The organism is Bradyrhizobium sp. CCBAU 53340 (assembly GCF_015291645.1).
GTDB lineage: Bacteria > Pseudomonadota > Alphaproteobacteria > Rhizobiales > Xanthobacteraceae > Bradyrhizobium.
Genome location: NZ_CP030055.1, coordinates 1,493,623 through 1,508,212 on the forward strand (window position 1 = coordinate 1,493,623; position 14,590 = coordinate 1,508,212).

General features: G+C 64.6%; 14 protein-coding genes and 1 pseudogene. 8 read left to right on the top strand and 7 right to left on the bottom strand.

Annotated features, from left to right (window positions below):
• Positions 1-2 precede the first annotated feature (2 nt).
• Both XH89_RS07020 and XH89_RS07025 read right to left on the bottom strand, forming a co-directional pair.
• On the bottom strand, positions 3-1,514 hold the full coding sequence (locus XH89_RS07020; protein ID WP_194466372.1) for an ATP-binding protein: 1,512 nt from the start codon (positions 1,512-1,514) through the stop codon (positions 3-5).
• Positions 1,515-1,619: 105 nt separating this feature from the next.
• Positions 1,620-1,944 (bottom strand): annotated as a pseudogene (locus tag XH89_RS07025) (YkgJ family cysteine cluster protein); the annotation flags it as partial.
• A gap of 303 nt (positions 1,945-2,247) precedes the next feature.
• Here XH89_RS07025 and XH89_RS07030 point away from each other — a divergent pair.
• Both XH89_RS07030 and XH89_RS41195 read left to right on the top strand, forming a co-directional pair.
• Positions 2,248-3,135 (top strand): Tat pathway signal protein, encoded by an 888-nt coding sequence (locus XH89_RS07030; RefSeq protein ID WP_246767755.1) that lies wholly within the window; start codon positions 2,248-2,250, stop codon positions 3,133-3,135.
• Positions 3,111-3,299, top strand: a complete 189-nt coding sequence (locus XH89_RS41195) for a hypothetical protein (protein ID WP_246767756.1) — start codon at positions 3,111-3,113, stop codon at positions 3,297-3,299. Before XH89_RS07030 ends, XH89_RS41195 begins: the two co-directional genes overlap by 25 nt.
• A 25-nt stretch (positions 3,300-3,324) precedes the next feature.
• On the opposite strand, the gene XH89_RS07035 is transcribed toward XH89_RS41195, so the two are convergent.
• The 5 genes from XH89_RS07035 to XH89_RS07055 all read right to left on the bottom strand — a co-directional run bounded on the left by XH89_RS07035 (position 3,325) and on the right by XH89_RS07055 (position 9,704).
• The gene (locus XH89_RS07035; RefSeq protein WP_194466373.1) at positions 3,325-4,389 is read right to left on the bottom strand and encodes a ketopantoate reductase family protein; all 1,065 of its coding nucleotides are present in this window, start codon (positions 4,387-4,389) and stop codon (positions 3,325-3,327) included.
• 1,110 nt (positions 4,390-5,499) lie between these two features.
• A complete protein-coding gene (locus XH89_RS07040; RefSeq protein ID WP_194466374.1) occupies positions 5,500-6,135 on the bottom strand; it encodes a MarR family winged helix-turn-helix transcriptional regulator in 636 nt (211 codons plus the stop codon).
• 683 nt (positions 6,136-6,818) lie between these two features.
• Positions 6,819-8,144 carry a flagellar protein export ATPase FliI gene (gene fliI, locus XH89_RS07045; RefSeq protein WP_194466375.1) on the bottom strand — a complete coding sequence of 442 codons (1,326 nt, stop codon included), beginning with the start codon at positions 8,142-8,144 and terminating at the stop codon, positions 6,819-6,821.
• A 36-nt stretch (positions 8,145-8,180) separates the two neighbouring features.
• Entirely contained in the window at positions 8,181-8,909 is a 729-nt protein-coding gene (flgF, locus tag XH89_RS07050) for a flagellar basal-body rod protein FlgF (protein ID WP_194466376.1), read from the bottom strand.
• Positions 8,910-8,912: 3 nt separating this feature from the next.
• A complete protein-coding gene (locus XH89_RS07055; protein WP_194466377.1) occupies positions 8,913-9,704 on the bottom strand; it encodes a DUF1217 domain-containing protein in 792 nt (263 codons plus the stop codon).
• Between the two features lie 142 nt (positions 9,705-9,846).
• On the opposite strand from XH89_RS07055, the gene motA reads away from it, so the two are divergent.
• The 6 genes from motA (at position 9,847) to flhB (ending at position 14,567) form a co-directional block, all read left to right on the top strand.
• Positions 9,847-10,743, top strand: a complete 897-nt coding sequence (gene motA / locus XH89_RS07060) for a flagellar motor stator protein MotA (protein WP_194466378.1) — start codon at positions 9,847-9,849, stop codon at positions 10,741-10,743.
• Positions 10,740-11,681: a flagellar motor switch protein FliM gene (locus XH89_RS07065; protein WP_194466379.1), complete on the top strand. Its 942-nt coding sequence runs from the start codon at positions 10,740-10,742 to the stop codon at positions 11,679-11,681. Before motA ends, XH89_RS07065 begins: the two co-directional genes overlap by 4 nt.
• Entirely contained in the window at positions 11,662-11,976 is a 315-nt protein-coding gene (locus tag XH89_RS07070) for a hypothetical protein (protein ID WP_194466380.1), read from the top strand. Before XH89_RS07065 ends, XH89_RS07070 begins: the two co-directional genes overlap by 20 nt.
• Positions 11,977-12,050: 74 nt before the next feature.
• Positions 12,051-12,425, top strand: a complete 375-nt coding sequence (fliN, locus tag XH89_RS07075; RefSeq protein WP_027535981.1) for a flagellar motor switch protein FliN — start codon at positions 12,051-12,053, stop codon at positions 12,423-12,425.
• Positions 12,426-12,427: 2 nt separating this feature from the next.
• Positions 12,428-13,468 carry a flagellar motor switch protein FliG gene (locus XH89_RS07080; protein ID WP_194466381.1) on the top strand — a complete coding sequence of 347 codons (1,041 nt, stop codon included), beginning with the start codon at positions 12,428-12,430 and terminating at the stop codon, positions 13,466-13,468.
• A gap of 13 nt (positions 13,469-13,481) precedes the next feature.
• Positions 13,482-14,567, top strand: a complete 1,086-nt coding sequence (gene flhB / locus XH89_RS07085) for a flagellar biosynthesis protein FlhB (protein ID WP_194466382.1) — start codon at positions 13,482-13,484, stop codon at positions 14,565-14,567.
• Positions 14,568-14,590 lie beyond the last annotated feature (23 nt).

Consider the following 14,590-nt stretch of genomic DNA (forward strand, 5'->3'; position numbering starts at 1 on the left):
CGTTAGGCCGACGCCGCGCTTGGCATTTGCTCGGCCGGCTGATCGTCGCCGTTGGGATCGCCCGGCGCGGTCGCCCAGGCCAATTCCACCAGCGTCACGATCCGGCGCCCGCCGCCGTCGAGCTGGACCACGATCAGGCCTTGCTCTTCCATATAGCCGAGCAGCCGCTGCGCCCGGCGCAGCGAATGCGAGCCGTAGGCGCGGGCGATGGCGATGTCGCCGGGACATGGCCAGCCTTCCTTGGCCGCGCGCGCGATCATCATGAACACGCCCTGCATGTCGTCGGGCAGGATCGAAGCGCGCAGCGTCACTTCCTGCCATGCGTCGTCCTCGGCGATGTCAGTGCCGAGCCCTGCGCGTGCGTGTGTCAGCATGCGGCGGAATTCGCTCAAGTCGGGCACCGATGCACCGAGGCCTTCGATGCGGCAGCGAACCACGAACTCCTGATAGAGCACGCCGATGGCGCGGAAGCCGGCATCGGGTGCGGCCAGCACGGCCCGCAACGTGCGATCGACCCGCTCGCGCCGCTCCGCAAGCTCCTCGGCGTTGACCGGCTCTTTGACCACTTCGGAGCTGATCTCGGGCGCCGCCGCCTTGGCGGCACGTAGCTGCTCGAGCAGATCAGGCGCCGGCCGGCGCTGCGGCCGGCTGGCATCAGGCGGCGGTGCCGCCAGAATGACCGCGCGTGCATCTTCAAGCGTGGCCTCCGGCAACGGCATCAGCCGCGGCGTCGAATTGCGCGGGCTGGTGTCGGTCGGGCCGATGTTCAGCCGTAACGGACGGCGTGACAGCGCCGGTCCCAGCGCCATGAATTGCCCGCGTTCAAGATCGCGAAAGGCTTCCGCCTGCCGCCGCTCCATGCCGAGCAGATCGGCGGCGCGCGCCATGTCGATGTCGAGGAAGGTCCGGCCCATCAGGAAATTCGAGGCTTCGGCCGCGACGTTCTTGGCGAGCTTTGCCAGCCGCTGCGTCGCGATGATGCCGGCGAGCCCGCGCTTGCGGCCGCGGCACATCAGATTGGTCATGGCGCCGAGCGACAGTTTTCGCGCTTCGTCCGATACCTCGCCGGCAACCGCCGGCGCAAACAGCTGAGCCTCGTCGACCATCACCAGCATCGGGTACCAATGGTCGCGCTCGACGTCGAACATGCCACCGAGGAAGGCCGCCGCGCGCCGCATCTGGTTCTCGGCATCCAGCCCTTCGAGATTGAGCACGGTGGAAACCCGATGCAGCCGCGCACGTTCGCCAGCCACTTGCAGCCCGCGCTCGGTGTGGTCCTCGGCATCGATCACGAGATGGCCGAAGCGTTCGGCCAGCGTGACGAAATCGCCCTCGGGGTCGATGATGGCCTGTTGCACCCAGGGCGCGCTCTGCTCCAGGAGGCGCCGCAGCAGATGCGACTTGCCGGAGCCGGAATTGCCTTGCACCAGGAGCCGGGTCGCCAAGAGTTCCTCGAGGTCCATGGCCGCCGCGGCGCCCGCCGTGGTCAGCCCCATCTCGATCGCAACCGTCATGTCCCCGACTCAAGTCCCCGTCATCAGCGGCAAGGGACTTATCAATCGAAGCGGGATGCGTCGAGCAAAACAGGACGAATCATGCCCGGTTGCCCACGGCCGATTTCAGCCAAGATTCGAACCAAGATTCGAAAGCCGTAGAAGTGCGGGCCGGTAGGGGCCTGCGGTCGTCGTCCTCGTTCCCGGGAATCGCGCAGGAGCCGAATTCCTGCCTGATCCGTTCGATCTCGGCGATGCGCTCGTGCAGCCGCTGCAAATGCTCGGCCGATGTCGCTCGCCAGAATCTGAAAGCATCCGCGGTCAGCGGCAGGAATGCCGTTCCCGACAGTGTCGGTTCGGGGACGATGGTGCGTCCGAGCAACAGGAACCTGTTCTTGCCGGAGACGACGAGGGTCGCATAGCCACGATTGCCGATTCGCCTGATCCCATGATTTCCGGGCGGAGCGCCGGGCGACACGTTTGCGTGATGGGAGCTGTACGGCTATCCGTCAGCGCAGCGCGACATTGACGCCGATCTGCCCGCCATAGGCTACAACCGCCTCATGCTCGGTCAGCTCAACGAAGCGATGGCCGAATTCCTCGACGCCGGCCGCATCGTGCCGGACTCGCGTGGCGAGCGCTGCTCGACCGAGCTTTCCGGCCGAACTTGCGCCGCGTCAATGTCGGAGACGCTTGTACGCGGCATCCTCTCCGAGGCAGGGCGAGGATTTGCATGGTCAGCCGACGAGGTTTCATGGCGGGAGTTGCCTGTGCGGCCGTGCTGCGGCCGCAGCCGTCGCACGCCGCCGCGGCCATGACATATGAGGAGGCGGTGCGCACCACCTGGGCGCCGCTCCGCGCCGAAGGCGGCATCGGTGAAATCGTCCGTTACGCGACGCTGGCTGCCAACAGCCACAACACCCAGCCCTGGCGCTTCACTTTGGGGCCGCGAAGCATCGCCATCGCGCCTGACGTCGCGCGTCGTTGTCCCGCGGTCGATCCGAACGATCATCATGTCTTCGTCAGCCTTGGCTGCGCGGCCGAGAACCTGACGCATGCGGCCCTCGCCTTGGGGCTTCGGCCGGCGCTGCGCTTCGAAGCCGACACGATCAAGGCCGATTTCGAGAACGCTTCGGCGGAACGATCGCCGCTGCTGGCCGCGATCCCGCACCGGCAGTCGACGCGCGCGGTCTACGACGGCAAGCCTGTCGCGAACGATCTGCTGCGCGAGCTCGAGCAGGCAGGCCGCGGCGAAGGCGTCGCAATCCTCCTCATCACCGACCCCAAGCAGATGGCGGCGATCACGGACTACGTGGTCGAGGGCAACACGACGCAGATGCGTGACACCAGGTTCATGGACGAACTCAAGGCCTGGATGCGCTTCAGCGAGCGGGAAGCGGTCGCGACGATGGACGGCCTGTTCTCGCGTGCGTCGGGCAATCCGGCCTTGCCGCGATGGCTGGCGCAACCGCTGCTGCCGTTCGTGTTCACCGAACGCGGCGAGAATGACAAATATTGCGCCTGCATCGAAAGCTCGGCGGGCCTTGCGGTGTTCGTTGCCGAGCATGACGACGCGGCCATTGGGTCGAGGTGGGCCGCGCCTGCCAGCGCTTTGCGTTGCAGGCGACGGCGCGCGGACTGAAATATGCCTTCGTCAACCAGCCGGTCGAAGTGCCGCGCCTTCGCCGCCAGCTGGCCGCCTATCTCGATCTCGGTTCGCGCCGGCCCGATCTCGTGGTGCGTTTCGGCGCCGGGCCGGAGCTGCCGAAGTCCTTGCGCCGGCCCGTCGCTCAGGTGATTGCGTGAGGCGCAGCGCTGCGGCGCTGCCCCGTCACTGCGCGCCCGACCCGCCTTGGACGATCTTCTCGTTCAGCTTCTGGTCCACGGTCTCGACGGTGCGATCGATCTCGGCATTGGGCACGCCGAGCTGATGCGAGATCAGCTTCACCAACAGGTCGACGCGCTCGATGAAGGGGGCGCCGCTCGCCACCGCGCGCGCCGCCGACGAGGGCTTCAGCAGGCTTTCGGCGGCCTTGGCGTATTTCGCAAACGGCACCTGGTCCTCCGGATCGGCGCCGAGGCGGCGGGCGATGGCGTCGACATGGTCGTAGATCGTCTGCGAGCGCTTGAGGTCGCCGTGAACGGCGTCGCGGATCGACTGCGGCTCGTGCGGCGTGATGCAGCGGTAATTGCCGGTGAGCAGCATCGACCATTTCGCCAGCGGCACGAACAGGGAATCGAACACCTTCAGCTTCACCGGCACGTCCTTGCCGTCGAGCGTGACCGCGTCGATGTCGGCCTCCAGCTCGCGCAGCACCTTGTTGTGCTTCTCGTCGGCGAAGACCGAGGCCTTGAAGTTGGTGGGCAGGCCGACATGCAGCACGTTCGCGGCTTCTTCCGGCGGACGGAAGGCCTGCGGATCGGGCGAGCACAGCGTCACCAGCCCCGGCTCGAACCGCTCCCACACCTGCGCATTGGTGTAAGCCTCTTCGAGATCCATGTCTGATAGCGCCGGGATGCGCTTGAGATAAGGCAGCGGCGGCATGTTCATAATCGACAGGCACGGCAGCCTCGCCGCGGCGATCTTGACCATCAGCATGCGGACCGTGTGGTTGGTGTATTGCGGCTCCTGCATCGCCAGGCCGACCATGTCGTAGCGGGACACGTCGACATTCTGCGGTGTCACCGCATCCAACTTGCCGGGCAGGTCGCGCGAGAAGATCGCGCGGTGCACGGCCTCGTCCCGCAGCTTGATGCGCACCTCGGTACCGTCGCGGTTAATCAGCTCTGCGGTCTTGGCGCGGCAGACCAGGGTCACGTTGTGCCCGGCCATCAACAGCTTGGTGCCCAGCAGGGAGCCGTAGGAAGCCCCCAGAATCAATATGTTACGCGCCATGCTTCGTCCCCTGGAAGTGTCATGTGATTGTTGCGCCCGGAAGCCATAGCCCGAGGGCGGGTTGGCGGCATGTAAAGCGAACCGCGCCAGAATGGCAACTGGGATAATGCATACAAGGAACGGCCGATATTCCGTCGCCCGGGCGCAGCGCAAGTCAACGGCGAAACACCGCGACGTGGCGTCAAGTGGCCTTCGTAAAAGTATTCCGCTTTACCGAAATTCGGAATTAGCGTATGTGTCGCTCATCCCGGCTCATCCTTGAGGGGCGATCGTACGTCGTCACTGATCGCGAGCCGGGCTTGCGGTGGACGCGGCAGCGTCGGCGCGAGAGGTGCGGGCAGGGCGGGTAGTCCCTGTGAGCCCGAAACCGCGTGCGGACGAGCGGCGCTGTTCAATTCGTCTCGCCAACATTCTTCGGGCATGCGTGCACGCGGCCGAAAGACTCTGTGGCTTCAGGCGAATATGCGTACGGCAAAACCGTGTGGTCCTGGCCGTCGTCGCTACGGTCAAGCTGTCGCGGAGGTGTCAGCGAGCCCAACCGGGCGGACGGCATCGTCAATTCGCGAAGCGAGGGAGGCCAGAGGGAATTCGGCTCCCGGGAGAGCGCGGCATAAGCCGTCAACCCATCGCGCAGGGAAGGCCGAGTGATTGGCACCACCTGTATGCTGCTGTGCGGTCTCTTTGCGCTACATCTTCGCGCAGCAGACCGCGGGTGCGAGGTCAGCACCCGGTCTTCCCTGCGCCCTCTTGGACAAGAGGGTGGAGAGATCAAGCAAAGCTCGGGCGAATGCGCCGCGAGGTCGAGAAGGTGTGCCTGCGCCTACCCACTCGCCGTCATCGCCCGCCTTGTGCGCACCTGCGCACTGGGGCGGGCGATCCAGTATTCCAGAGGGGTTACGATCGAGCCGAGAAGCCGCGGCGTACTGGCTTCCCCGCTTTCGCGGGGAATGACAGTGTCATTTGGAGAACCGAATTGTCGCCTCATACTCCGTCATTGCGAGCGCAGCGAAGCAATCCAGAATCCCTCCGCGGAACGACTCTGGATTGCTTCGCTGCGCTCGCAATGACGATGGAGGGCAACGTGAGACCCGGCTCTAACGCCCCGCGGCCTCACCCCTGGCTTGCCACGCGCACGCGATCGAAATGCTCCTCGATCCTGGAGCGGTCGCGGGTGCGCTCGAAGCTGGTGCAGAGCAGCTCCGTCTCGTCGAGCGAGACGGGGGCGCGGTACAACCGGCACATGAACTCGGCGGTGCTGCGTCCCTTGCCTGAGCCGGGGCTGCGCTCGGCCAGGAACATGCAATCGCGGCAGATGCTGGCATCGAGCCGCTGATGGGCTGCATCGAGATGATTGAGAACCTCGCGGAGCGAGTCGCGCAACCTGACGCATTCCTCGGCGCCGAGCGAATTCACCGCATTGACCACGTGATTGATCGGATCATGCTGGCTCAGGCATTTCTCGCCCTGCGGGGTGACGTGCAGGACGACAGAGCGCTTGTCCTCCTGCGACGGCTTGCGCACCAGGAAGGACTTGCTCTCCAGCGTCTTCACGATCTGCGATGCGGTCGCTCTTGTCGCGCCGATGAAGCCGGCGAGCGCCGATGGCGTGCGCGAGAAGCGATTGGCGCGGCCGAGAAACCGCAGCGCCATCCATTCCCGATCGCGCAATCCGTGCTGATTGCCTTCGAAATACCAGGCTCTGGCTGCCTGAACCAGCAGCTCGACTGCTTCCCGTGCCAACGGCATGAATTCCTACCTCGCCCTGCGCGAGAAACGGTGCGGCCGATGGCATGCAAACCGCAGAGTCGTCGAACGTGAGCCCGAGCTGCCGTCACTGCCGGACGATGGATCGGAGTTGTTCAACCGAAGCCCCTGAGTTCAAGTTACACGCAGACGTTTCTTATGTTCCACCGAAAACGATGAATGAGCTTCTCAACAAAATCAAGTCAAGACACTCATGGAGGACGCACGTCGTTGCGGACGAAAGTAACGTTCAAGACAATCTCACTCCTTCAGAACACATGATGGTGAATGAATACGCAGTCAACAGGCGAGATGCACGTAGTTCTACGCCCGCTTGATTGCACCGTTGTCACACGTCGTTGATGCAAAGCTGATCGAAGCTTGTGCACTTCGGGCGGTGTGAGCACGAAAGTCATCCACAACTTCCGCGATCTGCTTCCGGAATGGCCAAGAAGGCGTCAGGGGAATTCGGAGGAATTGCACGCGCCGGTTGTTGCGTTGTTGCGCGCGGCGTGCCGCCTGCACATCGTTTGCCTAATCCGCCGATCGCGCTCATTCAAGCGGTGGAGATCGGCGCGGCAAAGCTCACCGGCGAACAGTCGCCTATGCAGTTTGTGCCACGACATGCGTGCATCGAGGGCAACATGCACGGATTCGATTCGCGCTCGCGGCGAGCTGCTTGGCCGCTACTCGCCCTTGAGCATGTCCCGCAGTTCGCGGAACGGATCGGCGCTCGGTGGCGCCGAAGCGTCCTGCCGCATCGCGTTGTAGATGCGCGGCACCATGTCGATCGCCTGGTCGAGCCCCGAATCACGGCCCGGCTGGTATCCGCCCATCAGGCGGAGGTCGCTTGTGTCCTCGTATTTGGCGATCAGGGTGCGCAATTTGCTCACCAGTTCGCGCTCTTCGGGGTCCCAGACGTTGTGGGCGAGGCGGGAGACCGAGGCCAGCACGTCCACGGCGGGATAGCGCGCCTGGTCGGCGATGTGCCGGGAGAGCACGATGTGCCCGTCCAGCGTGCTGCGGATGGTGTCGGCGATCGGCTCATTGTGATCGTCGCCGTCGACCAGCACGGAGAAGATGCCGGTGATGGTCCCGGATCCCTCCTCGCCGGGCCCGGCGCGCTCCAGGAGGCGCGGCAGATCGGTGAAGACCGTTGGGGCATAGCCGCGCGCGACAGCGGGCTCGCCGGCGGCGAGTGCGACCTCGCGGGCGGCGTGGGCGAAACGGGTGATCGAATCGACCACCAGCAGCACCGATTCGCCGCGGTCACGGAAATATTCGGCCATGGCCATTGCCGTCTTCGGCGCAAGACGCCGCATCATCGGGCTTTCGTCACCCGTCGAGACGATGGTGACGGCGCGGTTGCGGTCGTTGCCGAGCACGTCCTCTATGAATTCGCGCACCTCGCGGCCGCGCTCGCCGACCAGCGCCAGCACCACGGTGTCGAAGCCCTGGCTGCGGGCGAGCATCGCCAGCAGTGTCGATTTGCCGACACCGGAGCCGGCGAAGATGCCGACACGCTGGCCGGCGCAGATCGGGGCAAACAGGTCGATGACACGCACGCCGGTGCGCAGCGGCTTGTGGACGCGCGCCCGCTTCATCGCCGGCGGCGCCTCCGCCTCGGCCGAGACCGCCCGCGATCCCGGGGTGAGAGGGCCCATTCCGTCCAGCGGCGCGCCGAGCGCATTGATGACGCGACCCTTCCAGCTCGGATCCGGCGCGAACGACAAGGCCGGCATGCGGTAGGCGACCGAGCCGAGCCCGCCGCCGAATTGCCGATCAAACGGCTTGGCGATGATGCCGTCGCTGTCGATCCGCACCACTTCGCCGATCTGGGGTTTGCCGCCGGTATTGACGCCGATCAGCTCGCCCAGCTTGACCGAGCGCGACAGGCCGGAAACGCGGAAATGCGTCGGTGCGATCTCGGAGATCGCACCGCTGATGCTGGCCAGCGGCGTGCTCTGGTGAAGTTCGAGCAGCGCCCACTCGAGTTGCCGGAGAGCGTTCAAGGAAATCGTCCACCCATGTTACGCGCGAGGCGCAGTCTACTTGCTGGGGTCGCCCAGCGTCTGGATTGCGTTCCGGAGCGTGCTCTCGGTGCCGTCGATCAGCGAGTTGGTGCTGTCGAAGGCGCGCGAGGCCGCCATCAGCTTCGTCAACTCCATCATCGGATTGGCGCTGGAGCCCTCGACATAACCCTGCTTGAAGCCGTCCCGGCTGAAATCGGCGATGGCGGTGGCGGGCCGGTCGGGCGTGACTCCGGAATTGCCGTAACGTTCGAGATTGGCGTCCGCGGGAATGTTGAACAGTCCGATGGTGCCGATCTCGTTGTTGTCCTGGGTGATCGCGCCGCTGCGCGAGATCGAGACCGGTCCGCCGTTCGGGTCGAGCGTGAGCGGTGCGCCGCCGGAATCGATGACGGGAAAGCCCGACACCGTCTGAAGATCGCCGTTGGGGGCGATCTGGAGCCGGCCGTCGCGGGTATAGACCGTGCCGTTGGGGCCGGCGAAGGCGATAAAGCCCTGTCCGACCACGGCGACGTCGAGCGGATTGCCGGTCTCGGTGACGTTGCCGGCTTCGCGCGAGATGATGTTCTCGCCGGGCGAGGAGAACGCGACCGGGGTGGCGGCGGCCTTGGAGAGCACCGTCTCGAATTTCACGACGTCGGTGCGGAAACCCGACGTGTTGACGTTGGCGACGTTGTTGGCGATCGTCTGAAGACGCTTTTCAAGCGCGACCTGCGCCGACAATCCCACATAAAGAGCCGATTGCATGGCTTACCTGTTGAACCTGATGTTCTGAAGTGTCGTGAGCGTGCCGGTGTCCAGGCTCGCGGTCGACGTCGATGCGCCGGTAATCAGCACCAGCGCGGGGTTGGTCGAGGGGTCGCTCTGGGCCTGGGTTGCGTCCCACATCGCAGCGAAACGCTGCACGAACCTGGTGACCTTGGTCGGGTCCTGGAAATCCGTGAGATTGATCTTGTCGGTGATCATCTTGGCCTGCATGTCGATATCGGACGAGCTGATCGTCGGCGACCAGCCCATCGCGGTTTGCACTACCTGGGTCAGGGCCTTGTCGGCGAGGATCTGGTAGGGGCTCTTGATCGAGGAGGCTTTGCGCGTGAAATACAGCGCCAGCCGCAGGCCCTCGTTCTGGTCGCCGGCGTTCTGCTCCAATGTCTGGGTGGCATATTGGCTGGCCGTGCCGGTCGTGGCCGCGGCGCTCTGGGTCGCATTGGCGCCGAGTGCCGCGAAATTGAAGGCGGCGGCGAACTCCCGGTAGCGGGCGTCGGTCAACTTGTTGGCGAAGCTATTCGAGCTCGCGATACCCTCGGTCAGCACCTTCCGCATGAACGCCTTGGCGTAGATCATGTCGTCGAGGCCGTAGGCCTTCATCGCATAGGAATAGAGCCTGTAGTTATTGAGGAAGTCGTCGATACTCTTCACCTTGCCGATATTGGCGAGGTAGTAGGCGGTATCTCGGCTGACGTCGGGCTGCTGCTCGACCTGAGTGAGCGACCTGCTCATGTCCGTAGTCAGTCTGGTGTAGTCCGCGATGGTGGAAAGCATGGCACGCGTCCCTTTTGCCGCCGTTGCGACATCGTCCCAAATTGCCGCCAATTGCTTGCGCGGGGCTGGCCTTGCCGAAGCCAGCTTCGCGCAAGGCTCGCCGACTAGGTATTCCCGGTGGGATCGGCGATGGAGTGGCGGGTTGCTCAGTTTCGTGGGGGTTTTCATCACGGTAGTGGCGCTGCTCGGCGGATTTGCCGCCATGGGCGGGCACCTGGCCGTCCTGATGCAGCCGTGGGAATTCGTGATCATCATGGGCACCGCGGTCGGCACCTTCATCGTGGCCAATCCGTGGAAAACGGTCGTGGATACCGGGGTTGCGTGCATGCAGGCCATCACCGGCGCGGTGCCGGGAGAGCGCTATTATCTCGATCTGCTTGGTGCGCTTCACGCCCTGATGCGCGAGCTGCGCGGCAAGGGCCGCAACGAGGTCGAGGCGCATATCGACGATCCCTCGTCCTCGGAGATTTTCAAGGCGTTTCCGAGCGTGCTCGGGGATCCGGCGCTGCTCCAGTTCATCTGCGACTATGTCCGCCTCATCATCATGGGCAATGCGCGCACGCACGAGATCGAGGCGCTGATGGATGAGGAGATCCATACCATCGTGAAGAGCAAGCTGACGCCCTACCATGCGCTGGTGACGGTGTCCGAGGCGCTGCCGGCGCTCGGTATCGTCGCCGCCGTGCTCGGTGTCATCAAGGCCATGGGCGCGCTCGATCAGTCGCCGAAGCTGCTGGGCGGCTTCATCGGCGCGGCGCTGGTCGGCACTTTCGCCGGCATCTTCCTGTCCTACGGCATCATTTCGCCCTTCGCGCTGAAGATCAAGATGACGCGCGAGAAGAAGTGCCGGCCCTACATCATCGTCAAGCAGACGCTGCTGGCGTTCATGAACGGCGCCATGCCGCAGATCGCCGTCGAGCACGGCCGCAAGATGATCGCGAGCGGCGAGCGGCCGTCGATCGACGTCGTCGAGAACGAGACGATCGCGGGTCCTAAGGTCGTCGTGACCGATGCTGAACCCAAGGCTGCACGCGCATGACGATGGAAGACGTCGAGGTCGATCAGCGGAAGCAGTTGCCGAACTATCTGCTGGACGCCGCCGGCATTTCGATCGAACGCATGCCGATGCTCAATGTGATCTTCGATCGCATGGCAGCATCGTGCACGGACAGCCTGCAGCCGTTGGCTGGCACGCCCTGCTACTTCTCGGTCAACGGCATCACCAACGACCGCGTCGGCGACATCATCAAGGACTACGAGGGCAACGCGGTCGCCGCCGTGCTCTATGCCGAGCAGTGGGACTCCCGCGTCATCATCGTGCTCGACCGGGACTTCGTGTTCACCATGGTGGAGGCGATGTTCGGCTCCGACGGCGCCGAGCCGCCGCTCGACGTCGAGCGCGCGTTCTCGAACATCGAGATCCGCCTGGTCCAGGCGCTGTTCGAGCGTTTCGCCAAGGCACTTCAGACCGCCTTCGTCGGCACGTCCAACGTCACCTTCCGGGTCGAGCGGGTCGAGACCGCCATGGCATCGCTGGCGATCGGGCGCAGCGGCAACATGTCGATCTGTGCCAACATCATGTTGCAGGCGCTCTATCGCGGCGGGCAGATGTTCCTGATCATTCCGCACTCTGCGCTCAATCCGCTTCGGCAGAAGCTTACTCACGTCGTCGTCAGCGAAGGCGGCGCTGCCGATCCGCGCTGGCGCGAGCAGATGGAGAGCGAGGTCCATCGCACCGAGGTGACGTTGAGCGCAGTGCTCGACGAGAAGATGATAACCCTCGATGACGTCGTGAAGTTCAAGGTGGGGCAGGTCCTGGAGCTCGAGGCCACGCCGCGCACGCTGGCGCGGCTCGAGAGCAACAACCAGGTGCTGTTCTGGTGTCAGATCGGCCAGCTCGATGGCTACTACGCCATGCAGGTGGCAGATCCCGTCGATCAGAAGCGGGAGTTCGTCGATGATATCCTATCTCGTTGATGCGGTGCTGCTGATCGCGCTCGCCTTCACCAGCATGCGGGTGACCCGGATGCACCGCGAGCTGGCGCGGCTGCGCAGCTATCAGGGCGAGTTCTCGACCATCGTCCACGAGACCGCGGGCGCGTTCGACACGGTGATCACGGCGGCGCACGATTCCACTGCAAATCTGGGTCGGCTCGCCAACGTGCTGAGCGCGAAGATCGACCAGGCCCATGAAGCGATTGCCGCACTCGATGCGCGCAGCGGGCTCCAGGCTGCTGCGACCGCGAATGGTGCCGAGGCCAACAAGCATTAGAGCCGGGCCGGCTGAAGAGACAGACCGGAACGTTGCGGCGCTCCGGGGGCGGAAATACCAAGAGGCGATACCAAATGGCGCAATCCTTCGACTACGAGTCTGCAACCGCATCCGACGATGCCGAGACCTCTCCGCTGGAGCGGCTGGCCGAGATCGCTGCGCGCACCGCGGAAGAAACCGGCAAGTTCGCCAATGTCGATGCCATCCTGCGCATTCCCGTCACCATGCAGGTGGTGCTGGGATCGGCGACGATTCCGGTTGCGAATTTGATGAAGCTCGGCCGCGGCGCCGTGGTTCCGCTCGATCACCGGGTTGGCGAGCCCGTGGATGTCGTGGTCAACGGCCGCGTCGTTGCTCGCGGCGAAGTCGTCGTCGTGGAAGAGGACAATTCGCGCTTCGGTGTCTCGCTCACCGAGATCGTCGGACCGCTGGGGCAGGGTGATTCCTGACCATGGCGGCACAGGTCGGCGTCGCTCCCGTCAAGCAGCGAGGCGTTGCCGCGCTGGGCGGAACAGAAAAGGTCGCAGCGCTCCTGCTGGCGATGGGCCGTCAGGCCGCCGCGAGCGTGCTTGCGCAGTTCGAGCCCCAGGATATCCGCATCGTCACCAAGGCCGCGGCCGAGCTGCGGCCGATCACGGCGCAGGAACTGGAAGGGATCGTCGAGGAGTTTGCCCAGCAGTTCTCGATGGGCGCGAATATCCTCGGAACCATCGGCGGCCTCGAGGCGGTGCTGGGCGACGTGCTGCCTGCCGACCAGGTCACGGCGATCATGTCGGACTTGCTTGGCAATTCAAGCCGGTCGGTGTGGGATCGCGTCTCGTCGGTGTCGGAAAACTCGCTGGCGACCTACCTCTCGAAGGAGCATCCGCAGACGGCGGCGCTGATCCTGTCCAAGGTCAAGCCGTCCTGCGCGGCCAAGGTGATGAGCCAGCTGCCCTCGAGCCTGCGCAACGAGCTGATGCGGCGCGTGCTCAGCCTCAAGCCGATCGTCGACGACGCGATGAAGGTTCTCGAGAAGACGCTGCACGAGGACCTGACGCTCAACTTCGCCCGCAACCTCGGCGCCGATACCTACGCCCGTGTCGCCGACATCATCAACAAGATGGAGCGCGGCCATATCGAGGACATGCTGAAGAGCCTGTCGGAGAAGCGGCCGAAGTCGGCCGAAGTGCTGAAGGAGCTGCTGTTCACCTTCGACGACGTCGTCAACCTGACGCCGAAGGCGCGCACCATGATCTTCGATCAGGTGCCGACCGATCGCATCGTCGTGGCGCTGAAGGGGACCGACAGGCAATTCCGCGAGCTGATCCTGTCCTCGGTCGCCTCGCGCGTCCGTCGCGTCGTCGAACACGAGCTCGCGATCGGCGAGCCTTCGAACCAGCGCGACGTGCTGGAGGCGCGCCGCGTGATCACCGATCTCGCACTCGACCTCGCCGAGAAGGGTGAAATCGAGCTCAACCCCGACCAGGAGGATGAGCTGGTCTTCCGCTGACCGCTGAACGGGCATGGCAGAGACATCCGACCAGGAGAGCAAAACAGAAGAGCCGACCGAGAAGAAAGTCCGCGATGCGCTCGAACAGGGCAAGATTCCGGTCTCTCGGGAGGCGTCGATGTTCGCGTCCATGGCGGCGCTGATGGTGATTCAGGCGTTCCTGATCGGGCAGGGCGTGCAGCAGCTGACGCCGACATTGATGGGCTTCCTCGACGATCCCGGTGGCTTTCGCCTCAGGACCGCGGCGGACGCGCAGAACCTTCTCACCGTCGTGGGCCTCGAAGCCTTGCGGTTCCTGGTCCCCCTCGTCGTGATCCTGGCGGTGTTCGGGCTCGCAGCCTCGCTGTTGCAAAATGCGCCGCGGCTCGTGTTGGACCGCATCATGCCGGATTTCTCCCGCATCTCGCCGGCCAGCGGCTGGAGCCGCATCTTCGGAACGCAGGGTCTCGTGGAGTTCGCCAAATCGCTGTTCAAGCTCGCCTCGGTGACGTCAGTCGTCTGCTTCGTGCTGCGATCGTCGGAAGCGAGGGCATTCGAGGCGATGTATACCGATCCGGTCGCGCTGCCGGAGATGATCCTCACCATCGCGATGCGGATCGTGTCGGCAATCTGCATCGCGACGATTGTGCTGGTCGCAATCGATCTTGCCTGGGCGCGCTTCCACTGGCGGCGTGAGCTGCGCATGACCAAGCAGGAGATCAAGGACGAGCACAAGCAGGCCGAGGGCGATCCCCTGGTCAAGGCGCGCCTGCGGTCGCTGGCGCGCGACCGTTCGCGCCAGCGCATGATCGCTTCCGCCGCACGGGCGACGCTGGTGATCGCCAATCCGACGCATTTCGCGATCGCGCTGCGCTATCAGCGCGAGGAGAATCCGGCTCCGCTCGTGGTCGCCAAGGGCATGGATCTGGTTGCGCTGAAAATCCGCGAGGTCGCCGAGCAGAACAAGATTCCGGTGATCGAAAACAAGGCGCTCGCCCGCGCGCTCTACGAGGCGGTGCAGGTCGACCAGGTGATTCCGGCCGAGTTCTTCCGTCCTGTCGCCGAGATTATCTACTTCTTGCAGTCGAAGCAGTCGCCTCGGCCCGAGAAGGTCCAGTAGATTTCCGAGGATGGTGCTTCGCG